This window comes from Bradyrhizobium sp. TM233 (genome assembly GCF_036247965.1).
Taxonomy (GTDB): Bacteria; Pseudomonadota; Alphaproteobacteria; order Rhizobiales; family Xanthobacteraceae; genus Bradyrhizobium; species Bradyrhizobium ottawaense.
Genome location: NZ_BTIG01000008.1, coordinates 131,290 through 145,481 on the forward strand (window position 1 = coordinate 131,290; position 14,192 = coordinate 145,481).

Here is a 14,192-nt window from a genome sequence, read left to right on the forward strand (position 1 = left end):
CGCAACCAGCCTTTAGCCTAATTCACAGTCGCCTGGCATGGAATGGTAGAAGCAGTATGCGCCTCCAGATAGCACGGCTGGCTGTGAGAAAGTGGCGATGGCGCGTTACATCTCAGGGGGATGTTCGGAACACTAGGGATTCTCGGTCGGCGGTCCGACGGCTAGCACCGCACTGCCACTTCATCCCCCACCATGTCCGGCTGCCGCTCCAGTGCCACGGCCGGCGACAGCCAGATCACCAGCGCCTGCACGCCGAACACGGCGGCCGCGAGATAGAGGCAGGCTTCCGCGCTCCAGAGGCCGCCGACGATCGCGCCCAGCGCCGAGCCGAGCGGGCGGGCGCCGTAGCTCATGATGTTGATGGCGGAGACGCGGCCCAAGAGGCGCGGCGGCGTCACCGACTGGCGTAGCGTCGTGGTCGAGATCACCCACAGGATCGGCCCGACGCCGAGCAGGAAGAAGCTCAACGCCGCGAGCCAGGGCGAGGGGACCAGCACCGTCAGCGCCATCACCACAGCTGCAACGAAACCCGTGACCGGGCCGAGGCCGACGACGGTGCCGAACGCGACGCGCTGCATCACGCGTGTTGCGAACAGGGCGCCGATCACCATGCCGACGCCGTACATGGTCAGCACCGTGCCGATTCCGGCGGCGGTGAGGCCGAGATGGCGCACGGCATAGGGCACGAACACCGCGATCTGCAGGAACCAGCCGGTGTTGAAGATGAACTGGGTGATGAACACCGGCCGCAGCAGCGGATGATGGAATACGAACGCCGCGCCTTCGCGGATGTCCTGGAGCGGATGGCGCCGCGGGGCGGGGGCGCGCGCGGGTTCAAAGATGCCCGAGAGCAGCACGACGGCTATGGCCGAGAGCGCCGCGGCAAAGCCGAAGGCCGGGCTGGCGCCCCACCATCCCACCAGCGCGCCGCCGAGGGCGGGTCCGCTGGCAAAGGCGACGGTACGCGCCAGCTCGATGCGGGCATTCGCCGCCGGCAGGAGGTCGGAGCTGACCAAGGAGGGCACCAGTGCCGGCGCGGCCACGCTATAGACGACGGTGCCGCACACGGCTGCGAAGCCGAGCAGGGCCAGCAGCGGCAGATTGAGGGCGCCGAGCGCGAGCAGCAGCACGATTGTGCCGAGGGCCGCGGCCCGCAGCGCCTCGGCCCCGGCCATCAGCGAGCGGCGTGAGATCCGGTCGGCGAGCAGGCCGGCAGGAATCGCGAACAGCACGAAGGGCAGGGTCAGCGCGGTCTGCAACAGGCCGGTCTGGCCTTCCGCGACCCCGAGCGTGAGCACGGCGACGATGGGAGCGGCGGCCAATGCGATCTGCTCGGCCGACTGCGCCGCGAGGTTGGACCAGGCGAGGCGGCTAAAGGTGTCGGGAAGGCGAGGCGGGTTTGACATGGCTCATTTCCTGCAAAGTCGGCTTGGCGCCAGTATCCGGCTCCGAGGGCCGCCAAACCCACCCGCTTCCCGACACGGCGGGAAAAACGGCAAGAACGGGAACCCATGCCGCTAGATGCAGTTGCAAATGAGTTGCAATAAGGTTCGATTTCGGTATTCTCGTTCCATGGATGCCCGATCGCCTGATTTGAGTCCCGACGCCGCCGGCTGGCGCGCTGATGCGCCCGTCACCAAGAGTCTCGCCGAGGTCAACGCCACGGTCGCCGTTCCGGTCGCTGGCCGCTGGTGGCGCCGGCTGCTCGCTTTCGTCGGCCCAGGCTATCTGGTCTCAGTCGGCTACATGGACCCCGGCAATTGGGCGACCGACCTCGCCGGTGGCTCGAAGTTCGGCTACACGCTGCTGTCCGTCATCCTGCTTTCGAATTTGATGGCGATCCTGCTGCAGTCGCTGGCGGCACGGCTCGGCATCGTCACCGACCGCGACCTTGCGCAGGCCTGCCGCGCCACCTATTCGCCGGCGGTGAATTTCCTGCTCTGGCTGGCCTGCGAGGCGGCGATCATCGCCTGCGATCTCGCTGAGGTCATCGGCACGGCGATCGCGCTCAAACTCCTGTTCGGCATTCCCCTGATCGGCGGCGCGCTGCTCGCAGCGCTCGACGCCTTCCTGCTGCTGCTCCTGATGAACCGCGGCTTCCGTTTCCTCGAAGCCTTCGTCATCGCGCTGCTGGCGGTGATCGCGGTCTGCTTCGGGGTCCAGATCGTGGCTGCGGCGCCGCCGGTGGCGGAGGTCCTGCACGGCTTCATGCCGAAGAGCGAGATCTTCACCAACCCCGAGATGCTCTACATCGCGATCGGCATCATTGGCGCGACGGTGATGCCGCATAATCTCTATTTGCATTCCTCGATCGTGCAGACGCGCGCCTATGAGCGCAACGACACCGGCCGGCGCGAGGCGATCAAATGGGCGACGACGGACTCGACCATCGCCCTGATGCTGGCGCTGTTCATCAATGCCGCGATCCTGGTGGTCGCAGCCGCAACCTTCCACAAGAGCGGCCACTCCGACGTTGCCGAGATCGGCCAGGCCTTCGAGCTGCTGTCGCCGCTGCTCGGCCTCGGCATCGCCTCGACGCTGTTCGCGGTGGCGCTGCTCGCCTCCGGCCTCAATTCGACGGTGACGGCGACGCTCGCCGGCCAGATCGTGATGGAGGGCTTTCTCGATCTGCGCCTGCCGAGCTGGGCGCGCCGCCTGCTCACGCGCGGCATCGCCATCGTTCCGGTGATCGTTGTTACGGCGATCTATGGCGAGCGCGGCACGGCGGATCTGTTGGTGTTCAGCCAGGTCGTGCTGTCGATGCAGCTGCCCTTCGCGGTGATCCCGCTGGTCCGCTTCGTCTCCGACCGCCGCAAGATGGGCCAGTTCGCGATTCCGGGATATGTCGCGGCGATCGCGTGGATCGTCGCGGGCATCATCGTGATTTTGAACGTGAAGCTGCTGGTGGATACGCTGTTCGGGTGAGGGCGGCGGCGATCTGTCCGGCCCGTTCAAGTGGGCCCTGCTCGGACGGCCCCCGATCAGGCAGCGAGCATGACCTTTGCGAAAGCGAGCGTCTGCCCGGTTAGATGTGTTGGCTGGCGACGTTGCTTCCGTTTCGCGCGCAGGGGTTGCAAAGCCTGGCGTCGGAACTCGATTTGGCAAACTGTCACTTTTCAATTTGTGCGGCGCGCGTATACTAGTTGCAATTGCTGACCGGGCGTACAATAATAAGCCCTGTTTCAGCATTGATTTTGCTTCCGGCGGGATGATCGGCGGGTCCTGCGCCGGACCAAGAGCGGCCACTGCAATTCTCCGGGCTCATCTATCGGTTGTGCGCGAATATGGTTGGCGCACGAAATTTTTGGTTTGATCGTTTGGATTGATCGACAGCTTGTTTTTCTGCTGAGCGGGTTCACGCCTCGAAGGGGCGATGTTCAAGCCAGAACGCGTTGGTAATTTCGTTCAAGTCATTGATGAGTGTGTGCTGCCGTGACCAGGTGCCCCGCTTGTTCAGCCCGTATTTCCCGCGAGCATCGCTTCTGCTCTCAATGTGGCGCGAGTCTCAATCGTAACGCGGACGAGCCGGGCGCCCCGGACCGCGACGCGCACGTCGTCCAGCTGCACCATCATCTTCCCGTTCGCTCGCAGATGCTGACTGAAAACAAGCAGGTCAGCGTGCTGTTCGTCGATGTCTGCAATTCGACCTCCCTGTTGCAGCATGTTGACCCCGAGGAAGCCCGCGCCTATCTCGGCAGGGCACTGGACCGGTTGGCTGAGGCGGTCGAGACCTATGGCGGCACGGTGAGCCAGTTGCTCGGCGATGGCCTCGTCGCCTTGTTCGGCGCGCCCGTGGCGCAGGAAGACCACGCCCTGCGGGCGTGCCTTGCCGCCCTCAAGATGCAGAGAGCATCAATCCCAGGCCATGACGTGGGAGGCGTTGTCAGCCCGACGCTGCGCATCGGTATCAATTCGGGCGAGGTGCTGGTCGGTATCGTCGGGCAGTACCGGTGGTCCCATTACGGCGCGGACGGAAAGACAATCCATCTCGCCTCGCGGCTTGAAAAGATGGCGCCGCCCGGCGGCATCCTGATCAGCGCCGCGACGCAGCGGCTGGTCGCGCAGCAGATCGACACGCGTACGGCCGGCGTGCGGATCGTGCGCGGACTGGATGATCCGATCGAAGTGCATGAAGTCGTGGTCGAGACCGAGAGTTCGGCGGCCGCGCCGTTGACGCGGAAGCCGCGCTGGGCACCTCTGATCGGACGCGAAGACACGTTGAGAATCCTGGAAGGGACCCTGGAGACCGTTCAAAAGGCCGGAATGCGAACGATCGGGTTGTGCGGCGATGCCGGGATCGGCAAGTCGCGCCTGATCGTCGACTGGATGGACAGCCTCGCACGAGAGGGGACGGAAGTCTGCTTTTCACAGGCGAGAGGGTATGCGAGCACGCGTGCCTACAGCACCGCCACCGATCTGACCGCAAGTTTGGTCGGGCTTCCGCAAACCAGTGCGGCAGACATTCGGCATTCCGCCAAGCAGGCGCTGATTGCGGAATGGCCCGATGACGGCACCGAGCATCTGGCGGCGGTCAATGATCTCTTGGGACTTGCGGCGCCGGATGAGGCCTGGCTGGCGCTGAACCCGGCGCAACGACGACGCCGGATCGGCGAGGCATTGCTCTGGCTCGTGCGCAGGCGCGTGCGGTCCGGCGCCTTCGTGCTCGTGCTCGAGGACGTCTTCCTGGCCGATCGCGAGAGCCGGCGGCTGTTCGAGGGCCTGCTTCCCAAACTTCAGGCGCTGCCGGTCCTGATTTGCGTCACCTATCGTCCGGATTTCGAGCATCAGTGGCGACGGGCGTCCTGGTTCGCGGAGCGCTTCATCGAGCCACTGGGCGATGGAGAAATGCTCCGGCTCGCGCGCGCCTGTCTCGGCGATGATCCGTCCGTGCTGGGCATCACGACCGAACTGGTCGCGCGCGCCGACGGCAATCCCTTCTTCCTGGAGCAACTGGTCTTCACGCTGATCGATGACGGGTCGCTGGAAGGGACCCCGGGCGCCTACCGTTTGCAGAGGCCTTTCGGAGAGCTGCGCGTGCCGGGCTCCATCGCGGCGGTGATCGGGGCGCGGGTCGACAGGCTGCCCGAGGCGGCAAAGTCGGCGCTCGAGGCTGCGGCCATCCTTGGGGATCCCATCACGCGCGATTTGGTTGCCGCGATGCAGGCCGTGGACCTCGAACGCGCCGAGGAATTGCTGGGTCTTTGTGTCGCGTCTGGATTGCTGACGAGTCCGGATCAGGCGAGGGGCTCGCACGAGTCGCATGCCTTCGCATTCCGCCATGCGCTGGTCCGTGACGTCGTGCTCGGCGTGCTCACGCGCGCCAGGCTCAAGGCGCTGCATCGCCAGGCCTTCCTGGCGCTGCACGCCCAGCCCGGGGCCACGGATGTCGACGCCGCGCCGGCACTGGCGCATCATGCCTTCGGGGGCGAGGAATGGGAGCAGGCGGCAAGATTCGCCGTCAAGTCGATGGCTCGTGCCATCTCGCGCTCGGCCAATCAGGAGGCCGTCCAACTGCTGGAGAAGGGCATCCAGGCGGCACGGCGCGTGGAGGGCGCGACGACCGCCCAGACCCTGGAGCTCGCGCTTCGGCTGGAGGCCATTGGCGCAATGCTGGCTCTCGGGCAGATCGACGAGATCTTCGACAACATGGAGCGGGCTGAAGCCATCGCCGTGCAACTGAACGATCAGCGCGCAAGGGCGGCGGTTTCGACCGAGACGGCCGTGTTTCTGTGGATGCGCGGACGTTTCGAGCAAGGTCTGCGCTACGCTTCGCAGGGACTGGAAGCGGCTCGCCTCGCACAGCGTCGTCACATGATGATGGCGGCGCATCAGACCCGCCTCATGCATCTGCATGCGCTCGGGCGGTACGCGGACGCGGCGGCCGAAGGTCGCATCCTGCTGTCGGACTACGAACCGGAATTGTCGGCGCACTATGTCCAGCCCGGCTGGGCCGCGATTCCGATCATCAACCTGTACGCATTTCATGCCAGCACGCTGTGGCGCCTCGGGGATGGCGGCGCCGCGGACGATTTCTGCGCCAAGAGCTATGAGATTCTATCGAACATCGATCATCCATATTCCCGTCTGTTGATCGACACCGTCCAATCGCAGATCTGGGTCGAACGCGAGGAGCTCGACCGTGCCGAGGCCTTGATGCGCACGGGTGTGCAGCAATGCATGACGCACAACGTGCCGACCATGCTCTCCGTGTGCACCGGCGTTCTCGGCAGCGCGCTGGCGCGCAACGGCAAGGCTGCCGAAGCAGTGCCCATGCTGGAGAAGGGGTTCGCCGATCGCATCTACGAGGCGGCCGGCCCCTATGGCAGGACGTTCATGCGTGTGAGCCTGGGTGTCGCCTATCGCAAGCTCGGACGACTGGACGATGCGGTTGCTGTCGGACGCAAGGCGGTCGAGCAGGCCGCTGAAGAATACGGACACCAGACCGAAGCCCTGTACGAGCTCGCCGAAACGTTGCGGCATGCCGGTGATCAGGCCGGGGCCGAAGCGCATTTCAAGCGAACCGCCGAGGCGGCGGAGCGTCTGGGCATGCCTCACTACCGGAAACGGGCCGCCGCGGCCCTTGCAGATCGGCGTAAGGATTGGCACGCAGCATGAAAATCTCAGCTGGCACTCCTGATGCAATGCCGCCGGGGCTCCGCAGCCTCTCCTATGGGATCTTCTGTTGGGCCAATCGCCATCCGGGGGCATTGCGCGCCCTTGGTGCCGTGTTTCGGCTTTGGCCGTTCGTGGGCGGCTGGTTCGGCATGGCGGCACGCGCCAGCGCGGTCAAGGGTGTGCTGACCAGGCCGCAGAGTTTCTCGAACTCTGCCCATGCGGCCAATCTGGCCGCCGGCGATTACATGATTGGCATGGATCCGGGTCCCACCTACCACGACGACAGGCGTCTGCTCGATGCCCGGCTGGCTTTGCTGGCTGCAAGCCTGCCGGCTGCGGCCGATCAGGAGGTTCAGCGACGCGTCCAGCAGCTTGCGCAGCTCGGGACGAACAAGTCGTTCGACCTCATTGACGACTACCTGATGTGGATCGTGTTTCGAGCGATGGATCCGCTGTTCGGGGCGGCAACGGGCAAGGTGGTGGCGGGCGCGCATGGCAACGTCAACGACCCCGGGCTGCAACGGCAATATCTCCTGGAAATCAGGTATGTCGCAGGCCAGCTCCTTGCCGGAAGCACTGCGACGCTGAGGGTGCAGCGACGGGCAGAGCTCTGCTCGGATGCGTTGCGTGCACGTATCGCCGCCGTGGGCCGCGACATCGAACAGGCTTGGGGTGTCCAGAGTTCTGCCAGCGCCATCACGCGGAATGCCGCCGGTCTTGCCTGGATTTCGCATCCGGTCACGGTGCAGTCGGGGGCGCTGGCCGTGCAGGAGTTGCTCAGGCGCTCCAAGGTTCACCGGACCCTGCGGGCGGAAGCCCAGCGGCTCGGGCCGGCCGGCGTTTGGCAGGACGTCAAGTTCCGCGATCTGGTGCGCGAGCACATGCTCGAGCTCATGCGCTTTCGGCCGATCTTTCCGCTGCTCGCGCGCGACGTGCCGCGCGATACGGAATTCGAGACCGGCGCGCGGCACAATGCGCCGTGCTCCGCCGGCGGCAAGATGGCGATCTGGTCGATCGCCGCCCTGTTCGATTCCAGGGTGGTCAAAAAGAGCGGTCAGTTCTGTCCCGCCCGCAATTGGGGGCCGCACCAGGATTTGCGCTGGCTGATGTTCGGATACGGCACCCGCCAATGTCCCGCCAAGGATTACGCGGTCGAGATCCTGACCAGCGCGCTGATCGGTCTGCTGATCCTGCCCGAGCTGCGACTGACGCGGGGCGAGGGCAAGGCCATCGCCTACGACGGCCCACTGATGTCCCGCATGCGCGTGAACTTCGTCTGACGGATCGGGGGAAGGACAGTCCATGCTCGAAATGGTCCGGCAGCAGATGATCTGCATCATTGCGCCAGGCTGGCGCGGCGCGGTGGATTTTTCGGACTCGGGAGACATGCAGTCCGCGCTGAATGCACTTCTTCAGGATGTTGCGGTCATTCAGTTCGCGTCCATCGCGCTGTTGCCGGCGCGCACGGACGCAGAGGAGCAGGCGCCGTCGCTGATGCTCGAGCTTGCCGTCGAGGAAGGCATCGATCCCAAGGACATGCTGTACAGGCTGGTCCATCATCCCAGCGGCGCGATGTGGTCGCTCTTCAACTCCTACTGGCCCGGCGGCGGGCCTCCGCTGGTGAGCGCGCGCAACGGGCAATTGTTCGACAAGCTGGTCGGGTGGCTCAGTCTCGCCGATGGCGGCTTCGTCGGTCCTCGCGACAGAACGGCCCGGCAGATCAGGAAGGAGCGCGATCTCCTGATGTGGACCCGGGACGAGGGACGCAAGTTGAGAGCCATGTACGGCGATGATCGTGCATCGTTCGCGCTTGCGCTGGCGCAGCGGGCATTTCAGGACCCGCGCTTCGACTGGGCGATGCAGCCTGCACCGCGGTCCTATTGGCGCGGGAAGGGTGCGAGCCTCTCCGCAAAGGTCGGCTATGGGCTCGTGGTCTTCGGCTTGTGGCTGGCCCTGGTCTGGCTCCTGGGCGCACTGCCGAGCGGGTTGTTCCGCGCCATCACCTGGTTCGTCGGCGCATCCTATCCCCCGGTACAGTCCGTGGTGGACGTCATCAGCAGTGTGAGCATGTGGATCGTGTGGGCGAGCATCAGGGCACTGCTCGCCTTTGTCGGGCTCCTGTTGCTGGGATGGCTGCTCCTGGTCGCGCTGCCGGCCCTGTTCGCGCCCTGGCGGCGCTGGGTGGACAGCGTCCGCCGCGAACTCGAACGGCCGACCGAGACGTGGTCGTCATTCTCCACCCGTGTTGTCGGCTGGATCGTGGTCGTGCCGTTGCTCCTCGCCATTTTGGTGTGCGCGGTGGTCTTCGTCTTCTATCCGAAGCCGATCATGGAAGGGATCGAGGCTTTGACTGCGCGGGTTCCGGGGTGGGAGCTCGCCCTCTTCGGCGTGCTCGCGATCGCGGCGCTGCTCTGCATCGGGACCTTTTTCTCCTGGATCAATCGCCGGTTTGCGACCTTGAGCAAGTGGTTCTTTCATCCCTACGAAGACGATGTCGCCCGGGCCCAGCAAGTTCATCCGTCAATCGACCAGTGCGAAGCGCTGTTGGCCGGTGGGACCGCGCACATGGTCAGCCTGACCGATATCCGCAGCCCGAACGGCTGGAGCGCCTGGTGGATCCGCGTGTCCCTGCGCGTCGTGACGTTCTTTGGGCGGGTGTTCTTCACCGAGGGGCGGCTCGGTGATGCACCGGGTATCCATTTTGGCCACTGGCACATTATCGAAGACGGTCGGCGCTTTCTATTCTGCTCGAACTATGACGGCAATTTCGGCGGTTACCTCGACGATTTCATCAACGGCGCGACGATCGGGACCACGTTGGCCTGGCGATGGACGACGCTGAGGCCGCGAGGATCGGCGGCGGTCGGGCAACCGGACATCAAGGCGCCGCGCGATTTTCCGCCGACGCGTTTCGTTCTTTTTCGCGGTGTGAAGTGCGAGTTGAAATTCAAGTCCTACGCCCGCGACAGCATGCTTCCGCACATGTATCGCTTCGACGCGTGCAACGCGACGATCGAGGAGATCGACCTCGCGACCGGGCTGCGCGACGCCCTGTTCGGCGAGCGCAACGACAGGAACGACGACTTCATCATGAGGGCGATCGAAACATGAAGGCCTCGCATCTCTCCGAACAGCTCGCGGACATTCAGGGAATGCTCGGAAGCGGCTATGGCTGGTTGAAGACCAGCCGCTTCTGGCTGCTGACGATCAAGGAGGGCCGCGAGGACGATGCCCGGGCATGGCTCGCGGAGCTCGTCGACAAGAAACTGGTCGTCAGTGCCGCCGATGTCAGGAAATCGAGGAAGCACCCCGTCGACGATGCCGTCGCGATCGCTTTCAGCTATTTGGGACTGGCAAAGCTCGGATGCGAGGAGACCGCTGCGCATCCGTTCCCATCCCCGTTCAGCAGCGGCATGGGCTGCGACCTGCGCGCGTTGCTGTTGAGGGACAGCCCGCGGGATTGGCGCTGGTCCGATGTTGAAGGCGGTGCCGGCGGCCCCGTGCATGTCCTGGTGGCCGAATGGAGAAAGCGACGGAGCGCTGCCGAGATGGCGAGCGCGCCGGAGAAGTCAGCCGAACTGGATCCTGATCCTGACGTGTTCGATGTCGTCAGGATCGACAACGATCCCTGCGCCTTCCAGCAAAAGGAGGGCGACGAGGAAGAAAGATTGTACGAGTCCTTCGGCTTTCGCGATGGCCTCGCGCAGCCCGTGATCAGCGAGCTCAGGGAAGAGCGCGGCGCCGAGCGCAGGCAGGTCAGGCTGGATGCCGGCATCCTGTATGAGGATCGCGTCGTCGCTCCGGGCGAGTTCATTCTGGGCTATCGCAACGAATATGACGAGCTGACCTATTGCCCCAACGTCAAGCGATGGCCGGGCGACGCCACGTATACGAGCGGCCGTTTCGCGCTGAACGGGACCTATCTCGCGGTTCGCCAGATCGAGCAGGATGTCGACGCGTTCGCGAAATTTGAAGCGGTATACGGCCAGGCTGTCTGCGAGAAGATGATGGGCCGTCGAAGGAATGGAAAGCCATTGTCGTGGCAAGGCAGTCCCGGCGTTCCGATTTCGGATTCGGAAGCCGATGCATTTCGCTTTCGTGTCGACGACGCGAACGGCTTTGGCTGTCCGAAGGGCGCCCATATCCGCCGGGTCAATCCGAGGGATACGCTGGGCATCGACGTGCAAGCGAGCATCAAGTCGGTCAAGCTGCACCGGCTGCTGCGCCGGGGGCGGCCGTATCGCGAGGAGGTTGCGAACGATAAGCCGCGCAAGGGCATCTTCTTCATCGCGTGCAACGCGGATCTCGAGCGGCAGTTCGAGTTCATCTACCAGCGCTGGTTGCGAAATCCCCGGTTCGTCTGCCTCAACGACCAGGACGACCCTCTCGTCGGCAAGCCCGCTGCCACCAGGAGCTTCTCCATGCCGGGATTGGCAAGCGGCGAGGAAGTGTCCCTGGCTGCTTTTACGCAGACGCTGGGGGGAGGCTATTTCTTCCTTCCCGGAATCTCCGCGCTCAAATTCATCCTCGGGCGCGACGGAATCTCCAAAGCGGTCGGCTCAGAAACAGTCGAAGCCTTGGCGCGCTGAAAGCCGACGCAGGGCCGGAACGGTCCATCCTGAGGGTCAATCCTGCGGCTCGGAGGCCGCGTCGCCCTGCGCGTCGATGCGCAGCCAGCCGGAGGGGGCGAGGCGCTGCTGCGGCAGGAAGCGGGCCTTGTAGTCCATCTTCTTCGAGCCCTCGATCCAGTAGCCGAGATAGACGTAGGGCAACCCTTGCCGGCGGGCGCGGGCGATGTGGTCGAGGATCATGAAGGTGCCCATCGAGCGGCTGACCTGGCCCGGCTCGAAGAACGAATAGACCATCGACAGTCCGTCGCTGAGCACGTCGGTGAGTGCGACCGCGATCAACTCTTCGCCGCGGCCGGTGATGCCGCTGTCGGGGCCGCGCTTGCGGTATTCGATGATGCGGGTCTCGACATGGCTGTCCTCGACCATCATGGCGTAGTCGAGCACGGTCATGTCGGCCATGCCGCCATGGCGATGGCGGGCGTCGAGATAGGCGCGGAACACCGAATATTGCTCGGAGGTGGGCACCGCGCTGCGCTGCTCGCCGATGATGTCGGCATTGCGCGCCATCACCTTGCGGAAGTTGCGGGAGGGGCGGAACTCGTTGGCGACCACCCGGACCGAGACGCAGGCGCGGCACTGGTCGCAGGCCGGGCGATAGGCGATCGACTGGCTGCGGCGGAAGCCGCCATGGGTCAGGAGGTCGTTGAGGTCACCGGCACGCTCCCCCACGAGGTGCGTGAACACCTTGCGCTCATGCCGACCCGGCAGATACGGGCAGGGGGACGGCGCCGTAAGGTAAAATTGGGGGGTGTCGCGCGAGTGCTGGGTCAAGGGACGTCGTGGGCCTCCGAAGTGAGTATCAGCATCGCGCTACGGAAGCCCCCGGTCAATTGGTCAGCTTGGCAAGTCAGATCAGCAGTCAGCTTAGTGGACTCCGGTTAGTAGGACATTGATCACCACGTCCTTGCCGTCTGCGGCACCGGCGCGCGGACGGAATTGTTGATCACGACCGTTCCCAGCACGAAATCCTGCAGCAGGCGCCGGCGGCCGTTGAACAGGCCGAGCAGCACCACGAAGGGCGACAGGAACGAGACCGTCACCCAGAACAGCACGGCATGGGTGGCGCCGAGCACGAAATAGCCGGGTGCGCCGTACCAGGTGCGCAGCTCCAGATCCATCAGGCGCATGCCGATCGTCGCGGAGGAGGGGCCACCGATGCAGGCGCCGTAATAGACGATGGCCCAGATCACGGAGGCCGGCCAGGCCAGCCAGAACAGCGCCCAGCCGATGCCGAGCGTGACCACGCCGAACACTGCGATGAAGAGGTAGCCGAGGATCACCGGCACCGAGATCACGACCATGTCGATCAGGAAGGCGAACACGCGCCGCGTCGCAACGCCACGGAACAACTCCGGGTGCAGATAGGGGTCGTAGGCGTGCGGCTGCGCCCCGCCGTCATTGCGCCAGGCGCCTGAATTGCCCGTCTCGTACGACATGTCCGTCCTCCCAAGGGGGAAACAGAGGGGAAAAACCCTCGAGGCAGGACATGGGAACAGGCTTTCCCCCTGCCAAGGGCGCAGGCGCATTAACAAGCCGAAATATTCCGGCGATTCGGGGGCGGGGGAGGGCACGATGTTGGCGCCGCAAACACCGGTGTCGTCCCGGACAAGCGAAGCGCAGATCCGGGATCCATAACCACAGGGAGGAGTTTGGCGAAGACCGTTAGTTGATTTCGCCGGTACGAATACCGCGGATCACAGTTAGATCACGCGGTATGGGTCCCTGCGTACGCAGGGACGACAGTGAAGGTGCCCCGCCAGCTTACCCCTGCGACCGCAGCTTCTCCGCCGCCTTCGGCGCAAAGTAGCTCAGCACGCCGTCGGCGCCGGCGCGCTTGAAGGCGAGCAGGCTTTCCATCATCGCGCGCTCGCCGTCGAGCCAGCCGTTGTTCGCGGCGGCCGCGATCATCGCGTATTCGCCCGAGACCTGGTAGGCGAAGGTCGGCATCGCGAACGTATCCTTCACGCGGCGGACCACGTCGAGATAGGGCATGCCGGGCTTCACCATCACCATGTCGGCGCCCTCAGTGATGTCGAGCTCGACCTCGCGCAGCGCCTCGTCGGTGTTGGCGCTGTCCATCTGATAGGTGCGCTTGTCGCCGGTCAGCGTCTTGGCCGAACCGATGGCGTCGCGGAACGGGCCGTAGAAGGCGGAGGCGTATTTGGCCGCATAGGCCATGATCTGCACGTCGAGCAGGCCGGTGCGGTCCAGACCTTCGCGGATCGCGGCGACGCGGCCGTCCATCATGTCGGAGGGCGCGATGATGTCGCAGCCGGCTTCGGCCTGCACCAGCGCCTGACGCACCAGCACGGCCACCGTCTCGTCGTTGAGGATCCTGCCGTCCGAGATCAGGCCGTCATGGCCGTGGCTGGTGAAGGGGTCGAGCGCGACGTCGCAGAGGATGCCGATCTCCGGAAACTCCTTCTTGATCGCGCGCACCGCCTGGCAGACCAGATTGTTCGGATTGGTGGCTTCCGAGCCTTCCTCGTCGCGCAAGGACGGCTCGGTGTAGGGAAACAGCGCGAGGCAGGGAATGGTGAGCTTCATGGCGCGCTCGGCCTCGCGCACGGCCTGGTCGACACTGAGGCGCTCGACGCCGGGCATCGAGGCGACCTGCTCGCGCTTGTTGTCGCCGTCGATCAGGAACAGCGGCCAGATCAGATCGTCGGTGGTGAGCACGTTCTCGCGCACCATCCGCCGGGCCCATTCGGCCTTGCGATTGCGGCGCGGGCGCACGGTCAGATCGAGGGCATGGGGCACCGCCGCTCCCTCACGGCGCGAAACCTCGCGCAGTTCGATCGGACGTCCGTATTTGATCGCCATCACTCTTCCTCCGGCTGGAATTATTCTTATACCAGCTCGCATGGTTCCCGTCACCGCGGCTTGACCTGCCGCAACGTGATGGCAGCCGATTGATTTTGCGGGCCGAAGCAGCCAGAAGGGGCC

General features: G+C 64.9%; 9 protein-coding genes. 5 read left to right on the top strand and 4 right to left on the bottom strand.

What is annotated here, in order from left to right; translation table 11 throughout:
• Window positions 1–161: 161 nt before the first annotated feature.
• Window positions 162–1,406 carry an MFS transporter gene (locus AABA86_RS18705; protein ID WP_338307853.1) on the bottom strand — a complete coding sequence of 415 codons (1,245 nt, stop codon included), beginning with the start codon at window positions 1,404–1,406 and terminating at the stop codon, window positions 162–164.
• Window positions 1,407–1,572: 166 nt separating this feature from the next.
• Between AABA86_RS18705 and AABA86_RS18710 the strand changes: the two genes are divergently transcribed.
• From AABA86_RS18710 to AABA86_RS18730, 5 genes are all read left to right on the top strand, one after another.
• Window positions 1,573–2,925, top strand: a complete 1,353-nt coding sequence (locus AABA86_RS18710) for an Nramp family divalent metal transporter (protein ID WP_212244906.1) — start codon at window positions 1,573–1,575, stop codon at window positions 2,923–2,925.
• Between the two features lie 666 nt (window positions 2,926–3,591).
• Window positions 3,592–6,615: an adenylate/guanylate cyclase domain-containing protein gene (locus AABA86_RS18715; protein WP_338307856.1), complete on the top strand. Its 3,024-nt coding sequence runs from the start codon at window positions 3,592–3,594 to the stop codon at window positions 6,613–6,615.
• Window positions 6,600–7,895 (top strand): hypothetical protein, encoded by a 1,296-nt coding sequence (locus AABA86_RS18720; protein ID WP_338307857.1) that lies wholly within the window; start codon window positions 6,600–6,602, stop codon window positions 7,893–7,895. The genes AABA86_RS18715 and AABA86_RS18720 overlap by 16 nt, the downstream gene beginning before the upstream one ends.
• A 31-nt stretch (window positions 7,896–7,926) precedes the next feature.
• Window positions 7,927–9,726 (top strand): hypothetical protein, encoded by a 1,800-nt coding sequence (locus tag AABA86_RS18725; protein ID WP_338307858.1) that lies wholly within the window; start codon window positions 7,927–7,929, stop codon window positions 9,724–9,726.
• On the top strand, window positions 9,615–11,204 hold the full coding sequence (locus tag AABA86_RS18730; protein ID WP_338307860.1) for a Dyp-type peroxidase: 1,590 nt from the start codon (window positions 9,615–9,617) through the stop codon (window positions 11,202–11,204). Before AABA86_RS18725 ends, AABA86_RS18730 begins: the two co-directional genes overlap by 112 nt.
• A gap of 36 nt (window positions 11,205–11,240) precedes the next feature.
• On the opposite strand, the gene AABA86_RS18735 is transcribed toward AABA86_RS18730, so the two are convergent.
• The 3 genes from AABA86_RS18735 to hemB form a co-directional block, all read right to left on the bottom strand.
• Window positions 11,241–12,017 (bottom strand): arginyltransferase, encoded by a 777-nt coding sequence (locus tag AABA86_RS18735; protein ID WP_063194860.1) that lies wholly within the window; start codon window positions 12,015–12,017, stop codon window positions 11,241–11,243.
• A gap of 122 nt (window positions 12,018–12,139) precedes the next feature.
• On the bottom strand, window positions 12,140–12,682 hold the full coding sequence (locus AABA86_RS18740; RefSeq protein WP_338307862.1) for an RDD family protein: 543 nt from the start codon (window positions 12,680–12,682) through the stop codon (window positions 12,140–12,142).
• 325 nt (window positions 12,683–13,007) lie between these two features.
• Window positions 13,008–14,069, bottom strand: a complete 1,062-nt coding sequence (hemB, locus tag AABA86_RS18745) for a porphobilinogen synthase (protein WP_212244894.1) — start codon at window positions 14,067–14,069, stop codon at window positions 13,008–13,010.
• Window positions 14,070–14,192: the final 123 nt, after the last annotated feature.

Bases quoted from the DNA above. Each gene is read 5' to 3' on its own strand.
- AABA86_RS18725 (WP_338307858.1), top strand. From the start codon at position 7,927: ATGGTCCGGCAGCAGATGATCTGCATCATTGCGCCAGGCTGGCGCGGC.
- AABA86_RS18710 (WP_212244906.1), top strand. From the start codon at position 1,573: ATGGATGCCCGATCGCCTGATTTGAGTCCCGACGCCGCCGGCTGGCGC.
- AABA86_RS18715 (WP_338307856.1), top strand. From the start codon at position 3,592: ATGCTGACTGAAAACAAGCAGGTCAGCGTGCTGTTCGTCGATGTCTGC.
- AABA86_RS18740 (WP_338307862.1), bottom strand. From the start codon at position 12,682: ATGTCGTACGAGACGGGCAATTCAGGCGCCTGGCGCAATGACGGCGGG.
- hemB (WP_212244894.1), bottom strand. From the start codon at position 14,069: ATGGCGATCAAATACGGACGTCCGATCGAACTGCGCGAGGTTTCGCGC.
- AABA86_RS18705 (WP_338307853.1), bottom strand. From the start codon at position 1,406: ATGTCAAACCCGCCTCGCCTTCCCGACACCTTTAGCCGCCTCGCCTGG.